17 protein-coding genes are annotated in these 25,585 nt (G+C 45.0%); 15 read left to right on the top strand and 2 right to left on the bottom strand.

What is annotated here, in order from left to right; all coding sequences use genetic code 11:
• Positions 1–19: 19 nt before the first annotated feature.
• Genes V3V99_10095 through V3V99_10085 form a run of 3 tightly spaced genes read left to right on the top strand, consistent with a single transcriptional unit; the run spans position 20 to position 3,343 of the window.
• Positions 20–844 (top strand): hypothetical protein, encoded by an 825-nt coding sequence (locus V3V99_10095; protein ID MEE9443002.1) that lies wholly within the window; start codon positions 20–22, stop codon positions 842–844.
• 4 nt (positions 845–848) lie between these two features.
• Entirely contained in the window at positions 849–2,045 is a 1,197-nt protein-coding gene (locus V3V99_10090) for an anhydro-N-acetylmuramic acid kinase (protein MEE9443001.1), read from the top strand.
• Positions 2,046–2,053: 8 nt separating this feature from the next.
• Positions 2,054–3,343: a SpoIID/LytB domain-containing protein gene (locus tag V3V99_10085; GenBank protein ID MEE9443000.1), complete on the top strand. Its 1,290-nt coding sequence runs from the start codon at positions 2,054–2,056 to the stop codon at positions 3,341–3,343.
• 14 nt (positions 3,344–3,357) lie between these two features.
• On the opposite strand, the gene V3V99_10080 is transcribed toward V3V99_10085, so the two are convergent.
• Complete coding sequence (locus tag V3V99_10080; protein MEE9442999.1) at positions 3,358–5,661, bottom strand: hypothetical protein; 2,304 nt, start codon at positions 5,659–5,661, stop codon at positions 3,358–3,360.
• 351 nt (positions 5,662–6,012) lie between these two features.
• On the opposite strand from V3V99_10080, the gene rpe reads away from it, so the two are divergent.
• From rpe to V3V99_10040, 8 genes are all read left to right on the top strand, one after another.
• On the top strand, positions 6,013–6,666 hold the full coding sequence (gene rpe / locus V3V99_10075) for a ribulose-phosphate 3-epimerase (GenBank protein ID MEE9442998.1): 654 nt from the start codon (positions 6,013–6,015) through the stop codon (positions 6,664–6,666).
• A gap of 367 nt (positions 6,667–7,033) precedes the next feature.
• A complete protein-coding gene (locus V3V99_10070) occupies positions 7,034–8,737 on the top strand; it encodes a hypothetical protein (GenBank protein ID MEE9442997.1) in 1,704 nt (567 codons plus the stop codon).
• Between the two features lie 35 nt (positions 8,738–8,772).
• Positions 8,773–9,681 carry a decarboxylating 6-phosphogluconate dehydrogenase gene (gnd, locus tag V3V99_10065; protein MEE9442996.1) on the top strand — a complete coding sequence of 303 codons (909 nt, stop codon included), beginning with the start codon at positions 8,773–8,775 and terminating at the stop codon, positions 9,679–9,681.
• Positions 9,596–11,245 carry a glucose-6-phosphate dehydrogenase gene (gene zwf, locus V3V99_10060; GenBank protein ID MEE9442995.1) on the top strand — a complete coding sequence of 550 codons (1,650 nt, stop codon included), beginning with the start codon at positions 9,596–9,598 and terminating at the stop codon, positions 11,243–11,245. The genes gnd and zwf overlap by 86 nt, the downstream gene beginning before the upstream one ends.
• Before the next feature lie 2 nt (positions 11,246–11,247).
• A complete protein-coding gene (gene pgl / locus V3V99_10055) occupies positions 11,248–13,098 on the top strand; it encodes a 6-phosphogluconolactonase (GenBank protein ID MEE9442994.1) in 1,851 nt (616 codons plus the stop codon).
• Between the two features lie 53 nt (positions 13,099–13,151).
• On the top strand, positions 13,152–14,612 hold the full coding sequence (locus V3V99_10050; protein MEE9442993.1) for an OmpA family protein: 1,461 nt from the start codon (positions 13,152–13,154) through the stop codon (positions 14,610–14,612).
• 575 nt (positions 14,613–15,187) lie between these two features.
• On the top strand, positions 15,188–15,367 hold the full coding sequence (locus tag V3V99_10045; GenBank protein ID MEE9442992.1) for a hypothetical protein: 180 nt from the start codon (positions 15,188–15,190) through the stop codon (positions 15,365–15,367).
• 6 nt (positions 15,368–15,373) lie between these two features.
• Entirely contained in the window at positions 15,374–16,933 is a 1,560-nt protein-coding gene (locus V3V99_10040) for a hypothetical protein (protein MEE9442991.1), read from the top strand.
• 14 nt (positions 16,934–16,947) lie between these two features.
• Here V3V99_10040 and V3V99_10035 read toward each other — a convergent pair whose 3' ends face one another.
• Positions 16,948–17,454, bottom strand: a complete 507-nt coding sequence (locus V3V99_10035) for a flavin reductase family protein (protein ID MEE9442990.1) — start codon at positions 17,452–17,454, stop codon at positions 16,948–16,950.
• Positions 17,455–17,699: 245 nt separating this feature from the next.
• Here V3V99_10035 and V3V99_10030 point away from each other — a divergent pair, with 245 nt between their 5' ends.
• The 4 genes from V3V99_10030 (at position 17,700) to V3V99_10015 (ending at position 25,547) form a co-directional block, all read left to right on the top strand.
• A complete protein-coding gene (locus V3V99_10030; protein MEE9442989.1) occupies positions 17,700–17,864 on the top strand; it encodes a hypothetical protein in 165 nt (54 codons plus the stop codon).
• Positions 17,865–17,878: 14 nt separating this feature from the next.
• Positions 17,879–19,330 (top strand): serine hydrolase, encoded by a 1,452-nt coding sequence (locus V3V99_10025; protein ID MEE9442988.1) that lies wholly within the window; start codon positions 17,879–17,881, stop codon positions 19,328–19,330.
• Between the two features lie 80 nt (positions 19,331–19,410).
• Positions 19,411–22,581 carry a protein kinase gene (locus tag V3V99_10020; GenBank protein ID MEE9442987.1) on the top strand — a complete coding sequence of 1,057 codons (3,171 nt, stop codon included), beginning with the start codon at positions 19,411–19,413 and terminating at the stop codon, positions 22,579–22,581.
• Positions 22,582–22,589: 8 nt separating this feature from the next.
• Positions 22,590–25,547, top strand: a complete 2,958-nt coding sequence (locus V3V99_10015) for a protein kinase (protein ID MEE9442986.1) — start codon at positions 22,590–22,592, stop codon at positions 25,545–25,547.
• Positions 25,548–25,585 lie beyond the last annotated feature (38 nt).

Genomic DNA, 25,585 nt, shown 5'->3' with positions numbered 1-25,585 from the left:
GGAGATGAAGCGCCGATCTGTGTATAAAAGCAAAAATATCCATAGCCATTTTCGCCGGGTGGGAAGGATTGTCTGCGATAAGATCTCCGGCATCGACGGAGTCGTGGGAATCATCGCGACTGGAGGTATCGCTCGGAAATTCAGCGACGATTTTTCGGACCTTGATTTTTTCGTGTATGCCGATAAATCAAAAGCCCGACAGATCGCGTCGTATATTGCCGTCGGTCAACTTTGCTACAAAGATATTCATTTTGATATTCCGGTTCTATCCTATCAGAGGGCGATGCGGCATAAAGTTCCCTCGAATTACTGGTCGCAGGTTATTCGCTGGACTTTGAAATACGGTGAAATCTGGTACGATCCGGACGGTAAAGTAAAATCGCTTCTTGATAAAAAACTAATATTCCCCGAATCGGAGCAAAAGCTCCTGCTAAATCGCTATCATCACCGTGTCGATGAAATCCTGAATTATATCTACTCGACTTGGGAAGCGCGGGGATATATTTGGAATTTGGCCCATCTTCTGAGGCGGGCGGCAGAAAATATGATTCTCTGGGTATACGTCAAGAATGAATTATTTCAGCCGTACGTCACTAAGTGGCTCTATTTTTATTTTGAAAACAATCTTATTCCCGAAGCGAAATATTTTTCAAATATTCGCCATGCGTTTACGACACCCGTCGAGAATCAAAAACAAGCGGCTCAATTGCGTGAAAGATTGTTTCGCCTCTGTGATAAATTTGAGATGAATATAAAAAAGGAAAACTTAAATGACGTCATCGCCAAAAATATTCAAAACTGGGAAAAGGCGTCGGATAAAACAAAAGAGTTTTTGAGTTTTTAAGAGAATGCCGGATTTATTAAAAGGATTAACAGCCAAAAAGAATTTGACTATTCTGGGCATCAATTCGGGTACGTCGGCTGACGGAATTGATCTGGCGGCGATAAAATTTGCCGCCGCAAAAAACCCTGAAGCCGAATACATCGCCGGAAAAATGGTTTCTTATCCGGGAAAAATTAAACGAGAGCTGGAAAATATTATAGATGATCGCCGGGCAGAACTGGAGAGATTATCACGGCTCGATATCGCCTACGGGCAATATTTAGGGAGAGCCGCGAGAAAGTTCATAGATGAAACGGGTCTGAAGATTGACGCCATCGCTTCGCACGGTCAGACTATCAGCCATTATCCTTATGCGTCAAAATCTCTGGGCATAAAAACAAAAGCAACTATTCAGATAGGTGATGGCAACGCCATCGCGTTTTCGTCCGGTCTTCCCACGATTTCAGATTTTCGCCGGGCGGATATCGCATGCGGCGGAGAAGGCGCTCCGCTGACGCCGTTTGTCAATCAAATTTTATTTGGACATGCGCGCCGGGGAAGAATCATCGTCAATATCGGCGGAATCGCCAATTTCAGTTATCATCCTTCGGGTCAGAACTACAATCAAATCACAGGCGGGGATTGCGGGCCAGGAAACGTGCTGTCGGATACGGCCTGCAAATTGATGTTCGGCAAGCTGTATGATAAAAACGGAGAGGTAGCCTCATCCGGCAAGATCGAAAATGAGATCGTATCGGCCATCATAAAGGCCAATAAACGCAAATCGGTTTCGACCGGGCGGGAGCAGTTTGATTATCGATTATTGGCGCGCCTGGTACATATATCCCGCAAGATAAATGCGAATAAAAATTCAATCGTAACGTCAGTGTGCGAAGGCGTTGCCCGACTCATACATAAATCTATTAGAAAATATCTGGATGAAAAATACTGTGAAGCGGTATATCTTTGCGGAGGGGGACGAAAAAACATATATCTTATCAAGAGGTTAATTGAATATTGTCGTCCCATACCGATATGGCCGATTGAAAAGCTCGGATATGACGGAGATTTGCTGGAAGCGGTCGGTTTTGCGGTTTTGGGTGGATGTTATTTAAATTCAATTGCATCGACATTACCGAAAGTTACCGGAGCGCTGGCCGGTGGTATCGCCGGAAAATTATCTTTGCCGGAAGGCGGAAAAGTCGGCAAAATGGTCAAATGAAACCATAATTGACCGATACATATAAAGATATGATATTTGAGCGAATAAAACCCTGGCTGGTTCGCATTAGCTTGTTCGTGTTTATGATTATTCTTGTCTGGGGGTGCGGACGTGTCCCCCGGGTCGATGAATCACCGATGCCGTTTAGCCGTTTACCGTTCGTGCGAATTTTGCTTGACGATGCCTCTCGCCAGCATAGATTCATTTCGGGAGGCGGTCAGATGGCGATTGACTGCTATAAGGGTGATGATCGGTATTCCTATTATTCACGTCAGTCAGTTATAGTAAAAAGCGAAGGCAGAAAACTGGCGCTGTTTACCGGCTCCGGCACCACTCTTGATTATGATATTGATCGCATTGTCATATCTCCGCGGGGGAAGAATCAAGTTCTCGGTTACGATAAAAAACAATATCGTGGTTTGTTCGAACTGACCTCTATCTCCGGACAGATTAAGCTCGTCAATATTGTTTATATGGAGGATTATTTGCTTGGCGTGGTTCCGCTTGAGATCGGACCCACTCCCGATTCCATGGTTGAATCGGTGAAAGCCCAGGCGGTAGCGGCTCGGACCTACGCCATGTCGCATTTAGATCAATACGGAGTTGAAGCCGGATATGATCTCAAGGCCGATATTATCGATCAGGTTTACGGCGGATTGTCAGTAGAAATAAAAAAGTTTCGTAACGCGATAATGGCGACTAAAGGCCAGGTGGCGGTTTACAACGATGAAATGATAGACGCTTATTATCATTCGACTTGCGGCGGGACGACCGATGATATTGAGGATGTCTGGGACAAAGATCCCCGCCCGTATTTGAAGATGATTAGCGATGGCGACGCCTGTGGGATTTCCAAATATCATTCGTGGGAAGAATCATTTACCGCTGATCAACTGGTTTTAAGGTTGGAGCAGTATCTTTCGCGGGAACGGGGTAACGATATCCGGGTTGGCCGACTCATTGACATTCGCATCCCGAATCGTACTCCCGGCGGCCGCACGGCGGCGGTCACGTTTGAAACTACCAACGGCAGATACACATTCAATAAGGAAAAGGTTCGCTGGGTTATCGGTCGCACCGATAATTCCGAAGGAATTTTGCGTTCGGCTAATTTTACTCTCGATATCAGGAAAAATAATCAAGGCGAAATAGAAAAAGTTGTCTTTCGAGGGCGCGGTTATGGCCATGGCGTCGGCATGTGTCAAATGGGAGCTAAGGGTCTCGCCGCCGAAGGCATCACTTATGATTCCATTTTATCTTTATATTATCAGGGCACCGAAATAAAAAGTCTCTATTAAACCGATTAATCCATTTACTTCATTATCACCAGTTTGCCCAGTTGTTCACCCATCTGAGAACGCACCGACCAGATGTAAATTCCGGTTGTTATCGCCTGTGTATTTCGCGATAATAGGTTCCAGGTTTCAATTTGCGCGTCGGCGCCCCCATCCGGGCGAAAATGTTTAATTTCCTTCACCAAATCTCCCGAGACGGTATATATTCTGATTGTACATATTTCAGGTAAATTGGCGAATGTAATTCGTCGGGAACGCTCGGCCGATTTGGTGCGATCTCGATTTTCATATCCGGCCCTGGCATAGCCGCCGTCGATGCGATAAGGGTTGGGGTAGACAATGACACCCCGTCTATTTTCCTCGACATCATCGGCAGAAAAAAGTGGATAAGCGGTGGTAAGATTTTGCGTGTATGAGCTCTCCAGTTCGGTTAGCCTGTGTTTACGGCTGCCGTAATCAAGGGCCGTAACCGCAACATAAACCGGGCGCGAGGGTTGGAGATTGTCTATAACATATTCATATTCATAGAAACGGTGAAAGCCGTCAAAGGTAGTATCGGACGAATCACTCAAATCCGCGTCAGGGTAAACTCGTCGTATTCCATAAGGATCGGATAAATCCGAGGAGTTCCAGTATTGCGGAGTAAAATAAGTGTAAACACCATTTAGATTGATAGCCGCATTGGGAGGTAAGGAATTACTCTCATTAAAATACAATTCCGGCATGAAATCCTGACCATATATATTTCGGAGTGAGTCAATGCTTACTGGTGTTTCCGAGATTTCCCAGCGTCTGAATAAATCATTCCAGGTAAGGATATTGAAATTTCTAATATCATAAGTTGCAAGAAGAACTAAATCCAATTTTCGTTTACCTTCACCGAGGTAAATTTTATAACCCTCAAAATCCTTATAGCCGGTAAAGATATCGATATATTCTTCTGAGATTTGACCGTTCCACGTTAGGATCAGCTTACAATAGTCGGGCGTTATATTCAGTTTTGGTGATGGAGGAGGAGTGGCCCCACGAAAATCGGGCACCCCATCGCCTTTATAATACGCATAGGTTGAGTCGGTACCTTGTTCATTTACATACCACCGTGCCTGCCCTGAATCTCCATCTCCATCCGTATCATAACCGGGATTATCATAAATCCAATCGGCCCAGATAGAATTAAGTCCGATATCCCGAAAGTTCAATTGCCTTTGGAATGGATATGGATTTTGGGGATCAAACATTGTGGTGAATGCCGGAGCAAAGTAATGAAAATAATCTCCGCCGATATAGCCCAAGGTTACAGGTAAAGTGGAATCAGGCGGAAGATCAAAGGGACCAAAACTGAAAAGGTAAATGGAATTCTGTCCATCTGCAAAATCTATTGCATTTTCGGGAGGCGCCAGCCATTGACCCGAAGTGTGCGGGACTGCGCATTCAAGCTGGTCATAATCGAATTCTCTGGTACTCAGCATATAATACTTGTTTTTATCTCCCAGCGGTGAACCAAAAGATGGGCCGAAATCTCGATATGGCTTTTCATCAGTGACTTGACGAGGCCCCCAATCTCTTTCCGGAGTATAATCAGTAACCCACCAATTAAATGAATACTCCAAACTATCAGATGGGGTTCTGATTACGCGTATTGCAGTTACCCCGGTTACAGAAGAGAAATCATATTTTCCTTTCCAATTGGGGTCTCCATCATTGTCTGCGACCCAGGCTACACGTATTGTATCTTCATATCCGGGCCAGAAAGGCGAAGGAATAGTTTCTTTATAACCGCATATATCATCTTTCCAGGTAGGGTCTGTTTCAGATTTTGATAAATGATACGCATCAGCATCGTTTACAAAACCAATATATAATTGCTTTAGCGGAAATTCGCCCAAATTTCTGATAGAATAATCCAGTATTATAAAATCTTCTGCATAACCGTAACTCCAGGCATACGATCTTTGTGTGATTTCGATATTTAACGGCTGGTGCCACCGATTATCTATGGGATCAATATCAACAAGCGAAGAATTTGTTAGCGTATCAGTATATACACATATGACGTCTTCTTCAGAAATGGCGTCAGAAGAATATGATCGGGAAAATGGCAAAGACGAACGATGAATTATCTGCCCCCTGTCTCCCTCATCCGGCCAAAATTCGACAATATTATAATAGGCATCAGTCGACGTGCTTACAAGCGTGTCCCGCCCGACGACGGCGCCTACCCAAATTCCGCCGATATAGAGATATTCGACATCTGAATGCAACGGAAATTCGCATGCCATCACCCTATCTCCGGTCTCCGGATCAATAGGATCATCAATCAAAAAATATCCGGTTCCCAAATGCCCATTGTTCGTTACCGTTAATCCCAGATGGTTTATTTTATGCCAATAAAACGAAGTATTAGGAAAATTGTCTTCTGATATTTTTAAGGAAAATTTATTGGCCAAACCGTGGGATGGATATCGAAACCCGGGGCGCGCTTCACCAAATTGAATAATGACAAATAATAATAGGTACAGAAGAGTTGCATATATTAATAGGCGCCCTTTGACCATAATATTCCCTAAAAAATACCCGTTGATTTACGCATTATTTCCACTACGACGAATATTGCAGGAATTTGTTTAAAAACCTGTTGAGAATTATCGACTTCGATATTATAATCACTACATATGATTAAGATCGCGCCATCTATTTTGGGAGCCGATTTTGCCTGTATCGGCGCAGAGGCGAAAAAGGCTGAAAAGGCAGGGGCCGATTGGCTCCATATTGATATAATGGACGGTCATTTCGTGCCTAATTTGACCATGGGACCGGATATGGTCAAAGCTCTGAAACGCTCCACCAATCTATTTTTAGATGTTCATCTTATGGTTGAAAAACCAGAGGTATTCCTTGAGTCATTTGCGGCGGCGGGCGCGGATTTGCTCACTTTTCATATCGAAACCGCCCCTGATCCCACCTCTAATATTGAGTTAATACGCTCATTGGGCAAGAAAGTCGGTTTGTCAATCAATCCTGATAAGCCGATTGAATCGGTTCTTCCTTTTCTTCATCAAGTTGATTTGATCTTGCTCATGTCGGTTTTTCCGGGTTTTGGGGGACAGAGTTTTTTCCCTGATTCTATTGAACGGGTGAGAAAAATTAAGAATTTCATAGACGATAACAATTTAGGTTGCCTGCTTGAAATCGACGGCGGTATTAATCGCAAGACTGCTCCCGATGTTATTGCGGCGGGTGTGGATGTTCTGGTTATGGGATCCGCCTTTTTTGGTGATGACAACAAAGCGGAATTGGTAGAATTTTTTCGCTCATTTCCAATTTAGAAGCATAGCTTAAGCCGTTATCGGATAAGAACATATTCAGATCCTTCTGAGAATCATAAAAAAGGCTACCGGGAAGATGATTTATTGTATTTTGACCCGGCCCGGATTTGGCAATTTTCGTTTCATGACAGAGAAGAAATGTAATTATCATTCTTGAAAAGAAATTAGTGAAATTGTTAAAATATAATAGACTTCTGCGTATTTTTTTCGTATTATATGCGGGCAAATAATTTATTTTGGGTAATTTGGAAAATAGTGTAAACAATCACTCAATGAAACGGGAATAATTATATAGTATTCCCTTGACTTTTAATGGATAAATCAGTTCATTAGTGAACCAATTTATTCATTAAGGGGGACTTTTTGAATGTCTGATGAAACAAAACAAGTAGTACGTCCGGGGGGAGCAAAGAGGGGCTATGATGCTTGGTTAAAGAAGGCTGGTCAGTCAAACATCATTGAAAAAATAATAGACAAACGACCAAGCGTATTTAACAAACGGGGCCGAGAACAAATGGCCCTGATTGATGAGCGACTCGGGTGGACCGATGTGATGCGGTCTATGAAAAGAGAGACGCTCGCCATTGAAAGGATGGCCGATACCGTTCGCGAGGACGGTTTGGAGCATCTTTTTGTTCTGGGAATGGGCGGATCATCTCTTTCCGCCGATGTTTTTTCCAAAGTTTTCGGCAAGCAAAGCTGGCTAAAAAGCTTTACGATTGTCGATACGACGGCACCGACGGTTCTCGACGAGTTATTTAAAGCGGTTGAGTTGACAAAATCGTTTTTTATCGTCGAATCCAAATCGGGAAATACCATCGAGACAATATCATTGTTTCGATTGCTATTTCGGCGGATTAAGGACGTTCGTCCTTTGAAAGCCGGAAAGTATTTCTGTGCCGTCACCGATGAGCGGTCGGATCTGCACCACATGTCGAGGCGTAACCGATTTCGAGCCTTGTATCTTAACCCGGAAGATGTGGGCGGGCGATATTCGGCTCTGTCATATTTTGGGCTGGTACCGGCGGCGTTTACCAAGGCCAATTTAAATGGAATACTCTCGAGCGCCGACGATTTCTTATCGACAATGGAGTCAAATCCCAATGACAATGACGCTTTGTCTCTGGGTTGTCTGCTCGGCAGCGCTTGGGAATCCGGGAAGGATAAATTAAGATTTATCGCCTCCAAGAAGACGAGTTCGTTTATTCCCTGGATTGAGCAATTAGTTGCCGAATCAACCGGCAAAGAAGGCAAGGGAATTCTCCCGATCGAAGGCGATAATCGCGGTCCGGCATCCGATGTCAATAATGATAGTACCTTTATTTATTATTCGATGGGGAGCGAGAAGCCTTCATCGTTGCCGTCATCGAGCTCTAACATTCCCCGAGCAATCATTAATGTTTCTAAATCAGTTAATTTAGGCGCGGAGATGTTAAAATGGGAAATGGCTACAGCGGTGGGTTCTATTATTATGGGTGTCAATCCCTTCGATGAACCTAACGTCGCTGAAACCAAAGCTAATACGCTCGAATTTCTTAAAACGCGGCGAGGCCCCCGCAAAGTTATTCCGATTGACCCGATATTCCATTACGGGGATATGGATATTGTTCACGCCGAAGGCATAAAATCTTTGGCGCGCAAGAAACCGTATTCGCCGGAAGAAATAATCCGGAGTTTTTTGGGTGATATCGAAAAGGGCGATTATATTTCTCTATTATGCTATAGCGAAATAACCCCGGCTATCGAACGTAAGCTTAACGCTGCCCGTGATGCTCTCGCTCAAAATTATAAAGTTACCGTTTCGCGCAGTTTTGGCCCGCGGTATTTGCATTCACTCGGGCAATTGCATAAGGGCGGAAAGCAAAACGGTCATTTTATAGTCTTCGAGCGGGAATACTCGAACGATTACAATATACCCCTGACTCTATTTAGTTTCGAGCGGCTGATAAAAGCCCAGGCCAAGGGTGATATCGCAACTCTCAAGAAACGCAAACGGCCCGTAATTACTATAAACCTAAAACACAACCCTGCGGCGGGATTGAACCGTTTTCTTGAGCTGATAAAAAAATAAATAATCTTGTCTCAGGGCGAGCAGGCTGAAATCTTATGAAAATTGGCTTTGTTGGTCTGGGTAAAATGGGACTCAATATGGTGACCCGCTTAATTCGGGACGACCATGAGATTATTGTAAATGATATAAAAACGGCCTCCGCTGAGGAGGCCGTTGCCTTAGGTGCCGAACCGGCAACATCTCTTCCTGATTTAACCAAAAAACTCCCGTCGCCTCCGGTAATATGGATCATGGTTCCGGCGGGGAAAATCACCAACAGTGTATTGGAAGAGTTATCCGGTTTATTGCCTGAAGGCTCTATTGTTGTTGACGGCGGTAATTCCAATTTTAACGATACCGTTTCCAACGCCGCCAAATTAGAGCCCAAGAAAATTCATTTACTCGATATCGGAACTTCGGGAGGAATCTGGGGGCTTGAAGTCGGCTATTGTATGATGGCCGGGGGAAACAAGCAGGCGTTTGACGCGGTCGAACCGATCCTAAAATCTCTCGCTCCGCCGGAAGGATACTTGTATGTCGGAAAATCAGGAGCCGGACATTATCTAAAGATGATTCATAACGGGATCGAATACGCTATGATGCAGGCTTATGCCGAAGGTTTTGAAATTCTGGAAAAGTCGGATTATGAATATGACCTTAAGAAAGTCTGCCATCTTTGGAATCAGGGTTCCGTCGTTCGCAGCTGGCTATTGGAATTAGCTGAAAACGCTTTTTTGGAAGATGCCCATCTTGGAAATATTTCGGATTATGTCGATGACTCCGGAGAGGGACGCTGGGCGGTTCTTGAGGCTTTAGACAAAGATGTTCCCGCTTTAAGTATTGTAAACGCGCTGATGACACGTTTTCGGAGTCGTCAGGATGAATCATTTTCAGCCAAGGTTCTGGCAGCGCTTAGAAATCAATTTGGCGGTCATGCCGTTAAGGAAAAAAGCAGTGGGGAATGAAAAAGTAGAATCTTTATCCGGATGGCAAACCGGCGTCAATCCTTTTCGCAGGAATCAAACCGGACACGCCGACGCCGAGCCGTGCAGTATTATTATCTTTGGCGCTTCGGGCGATCTCACTCGTCGAAAACTGGTGCCGGCTTTGTTCAATCTAACGGTAGATGGTTCTTTAACGGTGCCTTTTGATATCATCGGTTTTGCCCGGCGCGATAAAAACCATTCCGAATTTCGGGATGATATGCAAAAGGCACTGGATGAATTCTCGCGAACCAATCCCGTGCGATTTTCCGGACTCGAAAAATTTCTCATGTCAATTTCTTATTGTCGCGGCAATTTTGATAACCCTGAAGATTTTAAGGCTTTAGCCGGATACATTCGCGAGCTTGAAACTCAGCGGGGGGGACCACCCAATCGATTATATTATCTGGCTACGCCGCCCGACGCATTTCCTGAAATTATTCGAAATTTAAAAAAATCGGGGCTGACCGTTGATAATCCCGTCACCGAGGGATGGCAAAGAATCGTCATCGAAAAGCCTTACGGGAACGATTTAAAGTCGGCCTGGATGCTGACCGGAGCGGTTCACTCGGTATTCAAGGAAAATCAGGTTTATCGCATCGATCATTACCTGGGCAAAGAAACGGTTCAGAATATTCTCGCTTTTCGATTGGGAAACGGAATATTCGAACCGCTCTGGAATCGTCGCTATATTGACCATGTTCAGATTACCGTGGCCGAGACATTGGGGGTCGAAGGCCGCGCCGGATATTTTGACGCGTCAGGAATCGCGCGGGATATGCTTCAGAGCCATATTCTCCAGTTATTTTCGCTTATTGCCATGGAACCGCCGGTTTCGTTTGATCCCGAATATATCCGGGATGAAAAAGTAAAACTGCTGCGTTCGGTGCGCCCGATTGACATGGATAATATGCAGCGCCAGGTAGTGCGAGGTCAGTATCAAAATGGATCGGTCGGAGGTAAATCAGTCCTTGGTTATCGTGAAGAACCAAGTATTTCTGAAAACTCCCGGACCGAAACATATTTGGCGATGCGCCTTGAAATTGACAACTGGCGATGGTCGGAAGTACCGTTTTATATCCGGACTGGTAAACGCCTCGCCCGCAAAATTACCGAAGTAGATATAGTATTCAAAGCGCCGCCTCATCGCATTTTCAAACAGGTTGGAATAGAAAGGCTTCAGCCTAACGTTCTGGGGCTACGAATCCAGCCGGAAGAAGGCATGTCGCTTTGTATTGGTTCCAAACGGCCTGGCCAGTCTTATGAAATCAATCCGGTCAGCATGGAATTTAATTATTCGACCTCGTTTGGAATACCGTCTCCCGAAGCTTATGAACGACTTTTACTCGATACGATTTTGGGCGATTCGACGCTGTTCGCCCGTGAAGACGAAGTTGAACTGTCATGGGGATTGCTTGATCCGGTTCTGAAAGCATGGGAGAACGATCCCTCCATACACCTCGCCAATTATGAAGCTGGTAGCTGGGGACCGCATGAAGCCGATATTTTATTATCGCGCGACGGCCGTTCCTGGCGGGATTTGTAATTATGGTAACGGCCGGCTCGGATATATTAAGCCCTGTTATACCTCTTGATGCCGAAGTAATCGAACGGGAATTATCAAAACTTTGGCAAATATCTCTACAGGAAGCAAATAACCGGGATAGAATTCAAAAAATTGCTCTTTCTAATCTGATAGTTTTTTGTCATGTAGATAACAAGAACGATGCCGAAAATATAATTCAACAATTCGACTCCCGAACTCCCTCACGAGTTATTCTTATCGTTATCGAAAAAGAGCGGAAAACCGAACCGGAGGCGCATATATCGGCATCATGCAATCTCACCAACGGTATGCGTGAATATCTGTGCTGGGAGAAAATTACAATCGAAGCGGGTGGTGAAAATCTCCCGGATATTGTTGGTCTGATACGTTCCCTTTTAATCGGGGGCGAAATTCCGGTTTATTTGGTTGATTTATACGGACTCAAGCGTAAGGTCGATTTGAGACGAAAAATATACCGGTTGGCAGATTATATTTTTGTTGATAGCCAAAACAATTTTGAATTGCTGCTGCCTCCTCCGGGAGCGTTTGCCCGTAAATATATTTACGGATTTGATTGGACCCGAATCGACAATTTACGTGAGGCAATTCGGAATTTTTTTGATAAGCCCGATCGCCTTCTACTCCTGGATAAATTGAAGCAAATTTCTATATCCTACGAGGGACGTCCGGAAGTCCTGCCTTCGACGGCGCTGCTTCTCGCAGGGTGGATTATTTCTTCACTGGAGCTTGATATTGAAATTCTGGTCGGAAATACTTTTCAGGCCGTTGAAAAAAAAGGCCGGTCTCTGCGATTAAGGCTTATTCCTTTTTCTGAAGAGGTAAGCGAATTATCAATTGAATTCGATTTTGGAACCGATACGGAAATTGTTTCATTTACGGGTTCCGAAAATAAAACCGAAGTACGGGTCGGTAATTTTAAAGATATTTTTGTAATTGAAAAACCATTCGATATAAACCAATTCGTCTTTGAGCAAAGCAGCAAGGACCGACTTCGTTCATCATACGCCGTTTCATATCGGGCCGCCGTCAGGTTATATAATTTATCAAGAGGCGTTTCCGGACGCAGGTCGATGATTGTCGTCGATGATTCCAATCGGTTATCCCGGGTCTCGGCCCGGCTTTTTTATAGTCTTGCGATTCGCACTCTGGCTTTCAAAGATTGTTTTTATGTCGCGCTTTCGGGAGGTTCCACGCCCAGGGCGATCTATCGCGAAATGGTAAAATCGCCTTACTCCCGAGCCGTGGCCTGGGAAAATGTATTTTTCTTTTTCGCAGATGAACGACCTGTGGGACCGGAGCACGCTGATTCCAATTATAAACTTGCCCGGGATTTTCTTTTTGAGCCATTGGGTATACCGGATGAAAACGTATTTCGCATTGAAGGAGAGAATCCGACCTATAAAGAGGTTTGCAATAATTACGCGGAAATTATAAAAGCTCATGTTCCACGTAATCAATTAGGTAAACCCCGGTTTGATTTGATATTTTTGGGGTTGGGTGAGGACGGTCATACGGCGTCTTTGTTTCCGGAGCTTGATTTTGATAAAATCGATCCCAACCTACCGGTCATCTATGATTATGTTCGCAAACTCGAACAACAAAGATTTAGCTTCAATATAAATTTAGTCAATAGCGCCGCCAATATATTTTTCATCGCTCAGGGCGAAAATAAAGCCGCCGCTTTGCATTCGGTATTTTTTCCCGATGAATCGCAAATCGTTCCGGCCGCGCGCGTCAATCCGCATCACGGCAACGTCCTCTGGCTCATTGACACCGCCGCCGCATCCCGCCTGGAAGGATTGACAGTTCCTCTCGAAATTTCCCGCTGGTAATCCGGCAATAGTTTTTAATTGATTTCGCTTCGTTGATTTCCCAAACTATAGCGATGCGAAAGATAATTATATATCTGCTTGTTGTCTGTTTATTTGTCGCGGCGGGGGCATCCGGCCGGGAGCTCAAGCCGAGGTATCGGTTTGGGCCGGTTTATGGTTTGGGCAATATCAAAACCGCCGAGAAACCTTATACTTTTAATCACGCCTGGGGTTTTATTGCCGGTCTCAACGGCAATCGTTTTATGCTCAATTTTTCGCTTCTGACGCACAAGAATTATTCGGACAGCGCGGCGTCGGGGAATTTTCAGTTTTTCGGCGATCAAAACGAGGCGAATTTTCTTTTCAAAACATTGCGCCTCGGGTTTGACGCCGATTTGCGTCTGAAAACCAGAGGAAGGTTGCGTCCTACTCTCGGTGCGGGACTGGGATATATTATCTATAACGTCACCGATCCGGTGGCAGACACGACCGTCAAAGTCATCGATGACAAAAACAACACGGTTGATTTCAACGCCGCCGAAATGTTCATCTCCGGTTCAGTCGGTCTCGAAATGAAAGCGTCGCCTCGCTGGTTTTTTCATTTGAAAACGACAATGGACTTTCTGACCGGTATCGGGACATCATTCAGCGACGCTACCAATGATTGGCGCCCGCGCACCGAGATGCGGTTTTCTCTGGCGATGGCATATTTGTTCGGGACCGAAAAACGCAAAGAAGTCATGCCGCCAACAACCTGGTCGTCATCCGATAGCTGGAAAAAACAGGATGATACCCAACGGCCCGATCCGGCCGAGCGCGACAGCGACGGCGACGGCATCAATGACCGCTCTGACAAATGCCCCAACACTCCGCGAGGTGCCTATATTGACGATGACGGTTGCCCGGATGATTCGGACGGCGACGGCGTTTTTGACGGGCTCGATGACTGTCCGCGCACGCCCCGGTCGGCGTATGGATACGTCGATATTTTCGGATGCCCGATCGATTCCGATTATGACGGTGTGCCCGATTACAAAGACCAGTGCACCGATGGCCCGGTGGGGGCGCTGGTCGATGAGTCCGGTTGTCCGACCGACAGCGACGGCGACGGCGTTTATGATGGCATCGATGATTGCCCTAACACCGAAGAGGGTATCGAAGTTGACGAGCGGGGATGTATTGACATCAGTTTCCTGTCGCAGCCGTATGTCGTCAATGTCGATTATTTGCCGGGGTCGTTTGAAGTCGATGAACGCACCAAGCAGAGATTGCAGCCGCTCATCCGCAAACTGAAAATTTTGTCTCATGTCAAAATTACCATCAACGGCTACACCGATAATGTCGGTCCGGCGGAGGGCAATCAGACCGTGTCGCAGCGGCGCGCCAATCGGATGCGCGATTGGTTGACTACTCAGGGTATAGTTGCCGAGCAGATGACGGCCCGGGGCCGTGGGGAGAGCAATTTTATCGCGTCGAACAACACCGCCGAAGGTCGCGCCAGGAATCGCCGGATCGAGCTGGTGTTTGAGAAGTAGCGAGTTATCCACATTTTCATCTTTCGAATATTCCTTATAATGCGATACGTCCCTGTTAATTACAGCGAATTGGGTTTGTTTTATTGTTTTGTATGCCGCAGATGGTCATATCTGATACGAAAATGGGTTTGTTTCCTCAGATTAACGTTTTTGGTCATATCAGATCAGTGGTGATTACGACAGGCACAGCCCCTTTTTCTATTTTCCATCCCCAAATGAATTTTTGAGCAATACATTTATCATGCTATAAAACAAGATGGAATCGGAAATAACGCTGGAGTTGTAGGAAATAGAGAAATTCAGGTTAAAATGAGATGCGTTTTTTTGAACTTATTTGTAATAGGAAAGTCAAAAATGTGATATTATTTTTATTGACATTTAAAGTTTAACGGCTATCTTTTGCCTACGGCAAAAGATAGCCGTTAACTTACACAAAAATGAGTAGTTTTTTTATGACTAAAAAAGCTTCTTTGATTTCCGATAATAAAACAGTAAACATTTTTAGTTAATTTGCGTTGTTAAATACCAGATTGGCGGATTAAATAAAAAATACTGAACTCTTTTAGGAGACTATCATGACCCAAGAAGAAAAAACCATCGAAAAGGTCAATAAGAAAGTAGTTGCCTTGATGAAATCTCCTGAATGGAAGGAATCTTTAAAGAAAACGGATAAGAAAATTGAGAAGGCTATTGAAAAAATGAAAAAGGAAGCTCAAGTTGACCCCAGGCTTTTAGATGAGCCAGCTACACTATAATTCCTCATGAAAAAACCATATGAGATTTTCCCTTACACAATAAATACATTAAAACAATTACTATCTGAAAAATCTGGCGCCTTGCCTTCAATTGTTGATTCTAAGCTTCATTCTCTATATTTCGAGCATTATTTCACCGACCTAAACGCCAAAACTATTGTTGTGGAAAATGATTATATTGATAGAGATTTTATGGAAGATTACGCTGGGTTTTATTCCCGTTGTTTTGATAAATATGAAAGCTCGTGTACCAGGCTACACTTTTTTAAATTAAAATTTTCTCCGCAATTGTTTAGCACCATTTTGATAAATCGAAGCAAGGCGAAAAATGTATTAAATTTTAAGAAATCATACCTTGGATTTATTGTAATAAAAAAACTTCCACAGACTTTTATTGGACGGACATGCCTAGTTACTTATGGATCTGATAATGAACGGAGACAGTATCCCATACTAAGGGAATATCCCGTTAGTTTATTTGGTATTAACTTAACAGTTTATAAAACACTTGCTTTCCAAGAACAAGATCGAGGTGTTGCAGCTTGCGCGACAAGCGCCTTATGGTCAGTATTTCAGGGAACAGGTAAATTATTTCAACATTCAATACCATCGCCAGTGGAAATTACACAAATTGCTACTAAGTTTCCGGATGAAAATGTGCCCGGCTTTTTGCCAAGTAGAGGATTGACTGGAAAGCAGGAAATTTATGCTATTCGTCAATTAGGATTAGAAGTTGATCATATAGATGCCCAACAATATTCAAATTTACAGGGAGCTGTTTATGCCTATTTAAAGGCGGGTATTCCTCTTTTATTAAGGGTTTCATTATTTGATATTACAAATAGAGAATTGCCGAAATATTTGGGCGGCCACGCTATGGCGGTTACTGGATTTAGCCTTGGAAAAGATAAATGCGTTCCTTACGAATCAAATAATTTTCTGCTAAAATCTTCCCAAATTGATAAGCTTTATGTTCACGATGATCAAGTAGGACCATTCGCAAGAGTAGAGCTTGACAATAAAACTATTTCTTATCAAAAACATAAGTACAACTCGATTTCAACCTCGTGGAAACGGGGAAAAATTAGAGCGGTTCCTCGTTTTATATTGATTCCTCTTTATCCAAAAATAAGAATAAGGTATGAGTTTATTAGAAATGTTATCCGCAGTTTTGAAATATTTATTTATGAGGAATTCTTTAAGAAATCCAAATTTCCATTTCCTAAACTTTTTGAGTGGGATATCTATCTCACAACTGTCAATAAGCTAAAGTCTGAATTCCGGAATGATACGTCGATTCATTTCTCCGAAAAAAAGGAAATATTACTTAAAAATATGCCGCGATTTATATGGCGTGTAATAGCCAAAAATAAAAATGATAGATTGTTTGAATTTTTGTTTGATGCTACCGATATTGAACAAGGCAAATGCTTTTTCCATGCGGTGAATCACAATAATGTATTTTATTCATTCCTTAAGATTGTTTCAAAGATATCATCAGGCGATCCTGATTTTCAGATTAAATCCTATTGGCACATTCTTGAATGGTTTTCAAAATTAAGATAGGTTGGCAAGGTTCCTCATCGACTCAACGCACGGACGATTTCGCCAACGTACATACGGTGGTAGTCGTTATTATATTCGGTATCGATTTTGGGATCGAGGAAATTGGCCGGATCCAAATCCTGATAATAAATCTTGCGGCATTCCAAAACGATGCGAGCTTCCTCAAAATAAACCGATCCGGTTTCGCTTTTGACCGGAGTCAGGCCGAGGCCTTTTATTTTATCGATGTCCCGACCCGATTTGGTACCGCATAATTTCAAAACATCGCGGTATTTTTCGTCAAAAAACGTCAATGTAAAACCATCATGCTTTTCCAGAAATTCATAAGTGTATCTTGTTGGCCGGATAAAGCAAAACGCCACTTTTTTATGCCACAACTCGCCCAGCGTCCCGTAGCTGGCGGTCATGGTGTTGAACGAATCGAGCGTTCCGGCAGTGACGAGCATCCAGTCCATTCCGATTAATTTGAAGGGATTATCCTTTATCAGCGACGGGTCGATTGGCATTAGCATATCGGGCATATTTTGCTTCCTTTCCGGTGATTGCGATATTCAAATAATACGACATCCAACCCGATTTGCAAATAATTTTGCGAGGTAAAGGTTGGAGAATTAATCCGATTGGTTTTTTTCCAGTTGGTGTGTAGCGTCTTGATACTGATAGGATTAACTTCAACAATATTCTGATTGCCATTAAGATTTATTAAGTCTATATTACAATGGATCTTGGGACATTCTTCATTGAAAAAATTATAAGGGTAACGCGAATGTCTTCGAATCAAAATGACAACGAAAAAACCCGTTCATATATAGTCCTGAACGAGGATACCGAGGTTTCGCACTATAAGATTATCGAGAAGATCGGTGCCGGTGGCATGGGTGAAGTTTATCTGGCTGAGGATACGAATATTTGCCGGGCACTGCCAATGTAATCAAGGAGGTAACTATGCGAAGGAATATGTTGAGAAAAATTGTAATTATCGCTTTCATTGCTGTCGTCGGGGCACCGGTCGAGGCGGGTGCCGATGAATTTCTCATTAAGAATCCGGAGGTTTCGGCCGCGATTGCTGTCTTTGACGCCTGGTGTCAGTATACGGTGTCATACCGTGAACAACCAGCCGTTTCTGTAGGGATTGTCCATGACCAGGATTTAATCTGGGCAAAGGGGTATGGTTATGCTGATCTGCAGAATAAAATTCCAACAACACCAAGGACCGTTTACCGAATTGCGTCGATTACCAAGCTTTTTACGGCGACAGCAATTCTTCATTTACGTGATGCCGGTAAACTTCAACTTGATGATCCGGTTGTCAAATATCTTGATTGGTTTCAGCCTGTTGATACCTTTTACAATAGCCCGATTATCACGATTCGTCATTTACTTACTCACACTTCCGGCCTGCAGCGGGAATTAAATGAAACGTACTGGGATAGCAGGAATTTTCCCGAGCATGAGGATTTCGTAAGAATGTTCCAGGAGACATCGACAATATTGCCCCGGGAAACCGAATATAAATACTCAAATATAGCTTTTAATATTCTTGGCGAAATTATCACCACCATATCCGGTGAATTCTTTGCAGATTATATCGGCGAACATGTCCTGAAGCCACTTGGGATGACAAGCAGCACACTAATGCCTCAGGAAAGCATGGCTATGCTTGCCCGAGGATACGGAATGCGCGACCCTGAACAGCCCCGGCGGGTCGAATCTTTCTATGATAAAAAAGCTATGGCCGCCTCCGGAAATATGGTCTCAACGGTGGAAGATCTTGCTAAATTTATTTCTTTACAGTTCAGGGATAGTGCGGCTGGCGGTGCCCAGATACTCAAAGGATCAACCCTTCGCGAAATGCATAGAGTTCATTGGCTACAATCGAATTGGAAACGAGGTCGCGGTCTCGGCTGGATTGTTGCCAATGTTGATGGTCAAACAAGAATTAACCATGGCGGTTTTGTGCCCGGATATAAAACACATATATCTGTAGAACCATCCAACAGAATAGGGATTATAGTACTTACGAATTCAGACGATGGTGACCCTCAATTTTATTTAAATCAGGCCTGGAACATTATTGCTCCGGCGATTAAAAAAGCGACAGCACGCGCAGAACAGACTCCGGTGCCCGATTCTTCATGGATTAAATATATTGGCGATTACGAATGGAGTGATATCGGCGGCCTTATAAAAGTGATGCTTCTTAACGGCGAGCTTACAATTATCGAGCTGCCGGATGACAATCCCTGGAAGAATCGCATTCGTCTTGAGCCGGTATCCGAAAATATCTTCAGGATGAAGGACCAATGGCAGAAGGGAGAACTAATACGCTTTGAGATGAATGATGACGGAGAGGTGACGCGTATTATTTTACCGGGTTATTCTATTAGACGCAAATAGACTTTATATAAGGTGGTTTTTGAGTTATTATTTTATGTATCCAATATTTAATTTATCGTTGGTTAATGAGGTAATCTGCTATGGCGGCGGATGAATTCGAAAATGACCGAACGCAGTCCTTCACTGCTTTGACCAAAGGTACCGAAGTCGGGCATTATACGATTATCGAGAAGATCGGCGCCGGTGGGATGGGTGAAGTGTACCTGGCTGAGGATACCAAGCTGAGGCGCAAAGTCGCTCTGAAATTTCTGCCATCACACCTCTCTCAGAACGAAGATGCCAAAGCGAGGTTTACTCGCGAAGCCCAGGCCACTGCCAAGCTCAGTCATCCCAACGTCATCACGATCCACGAAGTCAGCGAGTATCAGGGTCGGCCATACTTCGCCATGGAGCATATTGAGGGTCGGTCTCTGCGTGATGTTATCAAAAGCAAAGAGTTAACCCTGGATCAGGCCGTCAATCTGACTGCCCAGATATGCGAGGGATTGAACAAGGCACATCAGGCAGGTGTCATCCACCGTGACATCAAACCTTCCAATATTGTGATAGACACCGATGGCCGGGCCAAGCTGCTTGATTTCGGCCTGGCGACTGTCATGGGTGCCGACAAACTGACCAAAACCGGTTCTACGCTCGGCACGGTCGGCTACATGTCTCCGGAGCAGGCTTCGGGGCGCAAGGCAGACGAACGTTCGGACCTGTTCTCGCTTGGTGTCGTTCTTTACGAAATGATCACCGGCCGCCGTCCATTCAAGGGAAAAGACGAGGCCGCCACGCTGCACGCGGTCACACATGAGTCGCCAGAGCCAATGGCCCGTTTCAAGGCCGAAATACCGGATGGACTCCAGGACGTTGTCGATCGCGCGCTGGACAAAGATGTCGAGACCCGCTATCCAACGGCAGCCGCAATGTTAGCCGACCTGCGCAGGCTGCGGCGACGCTCAGCCGACACGATTGAGGTAACCAAGCCCGGCAGGCGTTTCGGCCCGCTGGCGGTAGTCATCATCGCCCTTTGTGCGGTTGTAATCGTCGTGGCCGGTTATCTCATTATCGATCAGACTCTGGTATCCGAGGTGCCCGGTAAGGATGGCTGGACCAACTCGATCGCCGTCCTTCCCTTCAGAGATTTCAGCCCCAACAAAGACCAGGAGTATTTCTGCGATGGGATGACCGATGCCCTTATCGGTAGACTGTCTGGAATTGCGAACCTCAAAGTTATCTCAATGACATCGGTGATGCGCTACAAGACCCCGGATCGCGACCTCAGGAAGATTGGCCGGGACCTGCAGGTCAACACCGTTCTTGAAGGCAGTATCCAGCGTGAGGACCACCGAATCCGCGTCAGAGCGCAATTGATCAATGTCCCCGATGACGCTCACCTCTGGTCAGAGACGTACGATCAAGAACTCAAAAGTGTTTTCGACATTCAGGATGACATCTCTCGGGCCATTGTTGACGCTATGAGAATCGAGCTATTCGGTAAGGACGAGGCAGTTGTCACCCGCCGCTACACGGAGAATATAGAAGCCTATAATTACTACTCGCGCGGTCGCCACCTGTGGAGTAAACGGACCGAGCGGGACATCCGGAAGGCGATTGAGTATTTTGAAAAGGCGATTGAGCTTGACCCGGACTATGCCCTGGCTTACTCCGGATTGGCTGATGCCTGGGCCGTCCTTCCCGGTTATCTTGATGTGCCCGGGGCTATAACAAAAACGGAGGCTATTGCGAAAGCCAAAGAAGCGGCGGAAATAGCTATTGGGCTCGATGAAGGCCTGGCCGAAGCCCACACCTCGCTGGCATCAATTCTCTGGGACGAAACGGACCTGGAAGGAGCAGAGAAGGCGTACTTAAGGGCTATTGAGCTTAATTCCGGTTATTTCTGGGCACACTTCTGGTACTCGTTGTTGCTGGGAGATATGGCTAAGTACCCGGACCAGATCCATGAGGAAGATATCGCCTTTGAGTTGAATCCAATGTCAATTCCCCTCATTTCCAACAGGGCTGATAGAAAAAGACGGTCTTTCGAATGGCAGGAAGCAGAAGAACTATACCAGCGCCTGATCGAAATCGAACCGAATCGATGGCAGTCTTATATAACTTATGCTTTCCTTCTGGCGTATTGCATGGACAGGAATGAAGATGCCATCAGGCAATGTTCACTGGCTGTCCAGATAGACAAAAAAGCATATAATAATATGGCTTATATCTATGAGTGGATTGGAGATCTTGACAAGGCCCTCTGGGCAGCCAACAAATACATTGAATCAACCCCGGATAAACACAATGCCTATGATACCCGGGGGAGTATCTATGCCCTCAATGGCATGCTCGACAGTGCTATTGCCTCCTTCCAGAAAGCTCTTGAGATAAAACCGGACTTTGCCCTCAGTCTCAGGAATCTGGGAAACATGCACATGTTCAGGCAGGACTATACAAAGGCGGAGAGCCTCTACCGGGTTCTCGCTTCTCATCCCGACAAGGAGACCAGGGCAGATGGCAGGCTTTGCCTGGCGCTAACACCTTTGCATCAGGGCAAGTTTGAAACAGGACTCCGCATGCTGGATGGACTTAAGGATAAAGCTCTCGCTGATTCTCTTGGGGGCTATTTCCGGGCATTTGGACATTACAAGAGAGGGTATATCTTCCAAATTTACCTTGATGACCGAGAGTCGGCAATCTCCGAATTTGAGAAAGTGCTGGGAACGCTCAATGAGATTGAACCGAATAACCATTTGGTTGCCTTTTCAAGGGGCGCTACCGCCTACAGTCATGCATTGAGTGGTGACCTGGACAGGGCAGACCAACTGCTCCGGGATCTGGAAAGGGATATTGAGGACTATGGCCCGACGGCGCTCAGTGGCTACTGGTTCTTCGTTGGTCTGATTGAAATGCAGAAGGGGAACTTCGACGTTGCCGTGGTCCACCTGGAAAAACTGGTCCGACTAGTTCCCTTGTTAAGTTATCGACAGTACCTGGCCGAAGGCTATCTTGGCGCCGGAAGGCTTGACGATGCCATAGCAGTCTCTGAGAAGATCATAAATCGGTATGAACTGAGTCTGGCAGACTGGCCGGCGCAGGGAGTCATGATTCACTACTATCTGGGCCAGGCGTATGAAAAAGCCGGGCGCACCGACGACGCGATCGAACAGTACGAGACTTTCCTCGATATCTGGAAAAACGCCGACGAAGGGTTGCCATCGGTCGAAGACGCCCGCGCCCGACTGGCTCGACTGAAAGGCGGATCGTGAGATAACGTATGGAACCTGATGACGACAAGACACGCACGCACGTCGTGCTGACCAAAGGAACGATGGTGTCGCACTACCGGATGGTCGAGAAAATCGGTGCCGGGGGGATGGGCGAGGTCTATCTGGCTGAGGATACAAAGTTGGATCGGAAAGTCGCCCTCAAGTTCCTCCCCACTCATCTCTGTCAGGATGAAGCCAGCCGGGCCCGCTTCACACGCGAAGCCAAAGCTGCGGCTAAGCTTGACCATCCCAATATTGTTCCGGTTTACGAAGTAGGTGAATTTCAGGGTCGCCCATTCTTTGCGATGGCGCACATTGAGGGTAAATCTCTTCGGGAAGTAATCAAAGAGGGCAAACTCACAGTTTCAGAAGCGGTCAATCTGACTTTGCAAATCTGCGAGGGGCTGAATGAAGCCCACACCGCCGGTGTCGTGCATCGCGATATCAAGCCAAGCAACATCATCATTGATAGAAAAAACAAACCCCGCCTCTTAGACTTTGGCCTGGCGACGGTAACTGGAGAAGAGAAACTGACCAAAATCGGCTCAACGCTTGGGACCGTCGGATATATGTCGCCGGAACAAGCACGAGGTGATGAGGTTGATCATCGTACCGATATATGGTCTTTAAGTGTTGTCTTGTTTGAAATGCTTACCGGAAAGTTGCCATTTAAAGGAGACAATGAGCAGGCTATAATTTATTCTATTCTAAATGAAGAACCCGGGCTCAAAGAGGAGATGTTAAAGTCATTTCCTGCCCCATTGATCACACTTTTAGAAAAATCACTCCGGAAAGATATATCATTACGCACTGCTTCTGTCTCTGAATTTAGAACTGAATTAGAGCAGATCAATGTTCAAATAACCGGAATTGGAATGAAAAGGACAGGAAAGTTCAACCGATACTTAAAACCAGCATTCCTAATACCACTTGGATTTATTATCATTATTGGTACTGCCTTCATTGTAAGAGGGCTTTATCGCGTGAATAAAACCCGATGGGCCAGAGATGTGGCTCTCCCCAAGATAGAAGAGTTAATAAGTATGGGGATGCATGAAAATAACATTGAAGCATTTGATCTGGCTGTTAAGGCAGAAGAATTCATCCCGGATGATCCGAAATTGAAACAGCACATGAATCTCATCTCTGGAGTCATTTCAATTCATACACAGCCTGCCGGTGCAAGGATTTTTCGGAAACCTTTCGATAAATCAGAGAATGATTGGGAGTTCATCGGACTTTCGCCAATTGACAGTATGCGTATGCCGAACTACTTGTTCTGTTGGAAATTCGAGAAATCGGGATATGATACCATGCACCGCCTCTTTTGGTCGCGAGGATCTATTGATTGGAATAACGTCACATATTTGCCAGGGTTTCAAAATTGTATTCTGGAAAAGAAAGGAACCTTGCCTCCTGGTATGGTACGTATTCCGGGAACTGAGGAAATCCCCGATTTCCTTATCGACAAATATGAGGTGAACAATGAGCAGTATAAACAGTTCGTAGATGCTGGCGGTTATCAAGACAGAGCCTATTGGAAACATCCTTTCATACAAAATGGAAATGAAGTTTCCTGGGAGACGGCAATGGCTGAATTCCGAGATGCTACCGATAGATTGGGCCCATCAACATGGGAAGTTGGAAGTTATCCGGAGGGCAAGAGGAATCACCCAGTCTCTGGAGTAAGTTGGTATGAGGCCGCTGCATATGCAGAGTTTGTCGGAAAAGACCTACCGACTACCAGCCATTGGGGAGCCGCGAGGAGAGGAAGTCTTGGAATGCTTTCTTATTTATTTTATTCCATGTGCAATTTTGGTGGAAAGGGTCCTGTTCCTATAGGCACGACGAAGGCCATAACCCAGTTTGGCGTGTACGACATGGCAGGAAACGTTAGGGAGTGGTGTTGGAATGCATCTGAGAAGGGACGATGCATCCGGGGAGGTGCATGGAATGATGTTCATTACATGTATGGCAACATCAGTCAAGCTGATCCGTTTGATCGTTTTTCTAAAAATGGGATTCGTTGTGTAAGTTATTTTGATAAGGATGTCATATCCGAGGATATCTTCGCACCTCGAATACCCGGGAAGATTAGGAACTTCTACAAAGAAACGCCAGTCTCTGATGCCATTTTTAATATTTATAAAGACATGTTTTCGTATGATAAAATTGATCTTAAAGCAACAATTGAGGATACCAAAGACCAATCACCTCACTGGATTTATAAAAAAATCACCTTTTCTGCAGCCTATGACGATGAACGGATCATCATTCACCTTTTCCTGCCCAGAAGCAGTAAACCTCCTTATCAAACAGTCGTCTATTTCCCGGGTTCCGGTTCTGTATATGTACCCTCCAGTGATCATATTGAAAGATATTGGGAGTTTACCTACAGGCTTTCCCATTTTGTAAAAGACGGGCGAGCTGTGGTGTATCCTATATACAAGGGAACGTTTGAGCGCAGGGATGGTCTACCAGGTTCATTGCATTTTGGCTGGAATGAATCCCACGAGTTTAAGGACTATGTTGTTAGAGTCGTGAAAGATTTTAAAAGAGTCATCGATTATCTGGAGACCCGGTCAGATATTGATACCGAAAAACTGGCTTATTTCGGTTGCAGCTGGGGAGGTATTTTGGGGAGCATAATTCCCGCTGTAGAAGAACGAATCAAAATCTCTATCATCGATGCTGGTGGTTTGAAGCCATGGAGGAGAAAGACAAAACCTGAGGTTGACGGTATTAATTATATTTCACGAATTACTATACCAACTTTAATGCTTCATGGTAGGTTTGACGCGAACGTCCCTTACGACTATTGCGCAAAACCAATGTTTGATCTATTGGGAACACCGAATACGGATAAAAATCTTATCACTTACGAAACTGATCACATTATACCTCAAAAAAATATTATCATAGAAAGCCTCGCTTGGCTGGATCTATATTTTGGGCCGGCAAAATAAAATCGGTCGTTGGGCGGCTCACCGCGAGAACTGTTCGA

The sequence above is a fragment of the Candidatus Zixiibacteriota bacterium genome, from assembly GCA_036480375.1.
GTDB lineage: Bacteria > Zixibacteria > MSB-5A5 > GN15 > JAAZOE01 > JAZGGI01.
Note: the sequence above shows the minus strand (reverse complement) of the source record. Positions and strands in the feature narration are given on the sequence as shown.